Origin of the sequence: Microcystis sp. LEGE 08355, from assembly GCF_015207185.1 — a bacterium.
Taxonomy (GTDB): domain Bacteria; phylum Cyanobacteriota; class Cyanobacteriia; order Cyanobacteriales; family Microcystaceae; genus Microcystis; species Microcystis panniformis.
In genome coordinates, this window is record NZ_JADEXI010000564.1 from 1 (window position 1) to 3,004 (window position 3,004).

Here is a 3,004-nt window from a genome sequence, read left to right on the forward strand (position 1 = left end):
TTGGGTCATCAAATCTTATTGAGATATGCCAACGTCCAGAAGGATGTAATCTGACTGTTACTGTGCTTGGTTCACAGCTTTCTGGGATTTGTCTTGACCATCGAATAGGTAAGGGTTCTGTGCATTTAGCTAAATAGATTTGTTTGTCTTTAAATTTAAAAGCAGATTTGGTAAATTCGGCACTTCCTCCCTGATGTTTTTTCTTAAAGTTAGGATACTTAGTACGACCAGCAAAGAAGTTAGTAAAAGCTGTTTGTAAATGTCTTAACCCTTGTTGTAAAGGTACACAGCTTACTTCATTGAGAAAGTCTAATTCTTCTTGCTTTTTCCAATCGGTTAGCATTGAAGAAGTTTGAGCGTAGCCTACTCTTTCTTGCTTTTCGTACCAAGCTTGTGTTCGTTCGTGGAGAGCTTTGTTGTAAACTAATCTTACACAGCCCAATGTGCGCCGCAATAGCGACTCTTGTTCGGGTGTGGGGTAAAATCGAAACGAATAGGCTTTTTCCATACCTCACATTTTAGCATATATTTCGTAAACGATGCTCATATTTAACAGTAAAGCCAACCTAAAACGGCGGGGTTTCAGACCCAAAATTTTCGATGAATCGTCAAATAATTTCATCAATCTTTAGGTAATAAGTGGTCGGACAACATTAAAGTTTTTTAGCCATCAGCTGGAAAAGCTAAAAGTCAAGAGTTGGGAGTGGGCGAGATGCAGAAGAAAAAAGCTTAATCCTGCAAAAAAGCGAGAGGATAACTCATATTCTCAGCAAAACCCAAGATACCTTGATCCCGATGCTCATAGAGTAAATTTCCTTGACTATCAAATAAAAAAGTCCCTCCCCGTTGGGTGAGATAACTACTATCGGGGATATATGTTGACCAATTGCCCAAAACTTGACTCATATTACGAAGTCTCAGGGTGGCTAATTCAAAAGGTCGCTGAAAACCTTGACCCCCAGCAAGATTGAATAGGGAACCCCGGAAAGCTGGTAAAGGCCGCGCTTGTATTGTTTCCTCCTCGGCAATTAATTGGGGGGCTTTGCGATCGCCAAGATAACCCCGCAGCACTTCGGCCAGAGTCCCCGGACTACCCACACCCGCACACATGAAAATTAGATTTAACCAGGCATTTTTTCCTGGAGAAAACCCAGGTAATTTTAACGATAAACCCCGATAAAGTCCTAATAAATCGTGTAATTCGGCTTTGGGGTCAACAAACAGCCAATCTTGCCGAAATTTCGTATATTCAGAGAATTTCAACCCTGAATTGCGATCGCCGATACCGATAGCACGAATGGTAATCCCGGCATTTTGCCAAAGGGCTGCCTCTTTTTCTAACCACCAAGCGTATTCGAGACTGTCAAAATCTCCCAATTGCGGCCAAACAAGAATTAAAAGACGTTTGTAATCAGTACAATCGCTTAAAATTGGCACTATTTGACCGTCGCTGACCCTTTGGCGTTGAATTGTTGAAAATATTTCATAGCTGCTGCTCATAGGTAAATTTCTCCTAATAAAACCTCCTCTTTTGCTCCCGTGACTTTCGGTAAATTACCGGGGAAATTGTGCCAGCGCCAATAGGCCAAGAGGGCAAAAGCGATCGCTTCTTTAAAATCGCTATTTAATCCTACCTCATCAGTGGTCAAAAGCTTGACATTTGACCCCAAATGTGCTAGGAGTCGTTGCCGCAGGTAGGCATTACGAGCGCCACCACCGCAGAGCAGCACTTCCGCGGGCATTTCTGGCAAAAAGGTTTGATAGCTGTGGGCGATCGAAATGGCGGTTAAATCGGTTAAACTAGCCAACCAGTCGGCATCACTGAGGCAATAAGCTTGGGCATCCTCGCGCAATTGGGCTAGATAGGCGGGGCTAAATAACTCTCTGCCAGTGGATTTAGGGGGATATTGTTGAAAATAAGGCTCCTGTAGCCATTTATGAACTAATTCGGAGCAGGGTTGACCCTGGGCCGACCATTGACCGTTATGGTCGTAGGTTTGTTGTCCTTGGCTCAAAAACTGTACGGCCAAATCGATGAGGACGTTGCCCGGTCCAGTATCCCAACCGAAAATTTTTTGCTGCCAATTTTCCCTTTGTCGGGGGGGTAGATAGGTTAAATTGCCAATACCGCCGATATTTTGGACGCAGCGGGTTTTGGTGGGGTGAGAAAGCAGATAAGCGTCAATTTTCGGCACTAGGGGCGCACCGTGACCAGCTTGGGCGATATCGGCAGCGCGAAAATTACTAATGGTGGGAATACGGGTAATTTTTGCGATCGCTGCTCCCCGTCCTAATTGTACCGTGTAACCGAGGCGATCGTTTGCGGGGGGTCGATGAAAAACAGTTTGACCGTGACTGCCGATTAATTGGGCTTTTGGGGCTTCTTTTTGGATATTTACGGCTGCTTGGGCGAATTCTGCGGCGATATCATCATCTAAGCTGGCTAAAGCTTCAATAGATAGCTTTTCTCCCCCACAGACTTGTAAAATTGTCTCGCGTAATCGGGGGGAATAGGGATAGGTTTCCCCTGCTAATAACTGCACCTGTGGAGATTCCACTGTACCGCTAATCTCCACTAAAGCGGTATCGATGCCATCCACCGATGTGCCACTCATTAAACCGATAACTAACAAGTTTTTTCCCTCAACTGTCGATTGTTGATTATTTTATCCCCCTCCGACAATAGTAACAATTTCTAATTTATCCCCCTCCTTGATTTCCGTGTTTTCCCAATACTGACGATGGAGGATTTCCCCGTTATATTCCACTGCAACTAACCGAGGATTCATGCCCAAATTTTCTAGCATTTGCGGTAGTTTAGTTGCGGGTAAACAGGTTTGAGTTTTGCCGTTAATTTGCAAGGTTATTTCTGACATGGATTTGGATATGAACGAATCAAGTTAATCGGAGGAGTCAGGAGACAGGAGACAGGAGACAGGAGACAGCTTTTTTCTCCTCACACCCCACACCCTACACCCCACACCCTACACCCTACACCCCACAC

The 3,004-nt window shown here is 44.6% G+C and carries 4 protein-coding genes; all 4 read right to left on the reverse strand.

Features of this window, described 5'->3' with window-relative positions; genetic code table 11:
* Positions 1-508 (reverse strand): RNA-guided endonuclease TnpB family protein (locus IQ242_RS21150; RefSeq protein WP_193961302.1); only part of this gene is annotated, 508 nt, incomplete at its 3' end.
* A 221-nt stretch (positions 509-729) separates the two neighbouring features.
* Positions 730-1,500, reverse strand: coding sequence for a peroxiredoxin-like family protein (locus IQ242_RS21155; protein ID WP_193961303.1), 771 nt, complete (start codon positions 1,498-1,500; stop codon positions 730-732).
* The gene (locus IQ242_RS21160) at positions 1,497-2,633 is read right to left on the reverse strand and encodes an anhydro-N-acetylmuramic acid kinase (protein WP_193961304.1); all 1,137 of its coding nucleotides are present in this window, start codon (positions 2,631-2,633) and stop codon (positions 1,497-1,499) included. The genes IQ242_RS21155 and IQ242_RS21160 overlap by 4 nt, the downstream gene beginning before the upstream one ends.
* A gap of 33 nt (positions 2,634-2,666) precedes the next feature.
* Positions 2,667-2,876 carry a sulfur carrier protein ThiS gene (gene thiS, locus IQ242_RS21165; protein ID WP_002751314.1) on the reverse strand — a complete coding sequence of 70 codons (210 nt, stop codon included), beginning with the start codon at positions 2,874-2,876 and terminating at the stop codon, positions 2,667-2,669.
* Positions 2,877-3,004 lie beyond the last annotated feature (128 nt).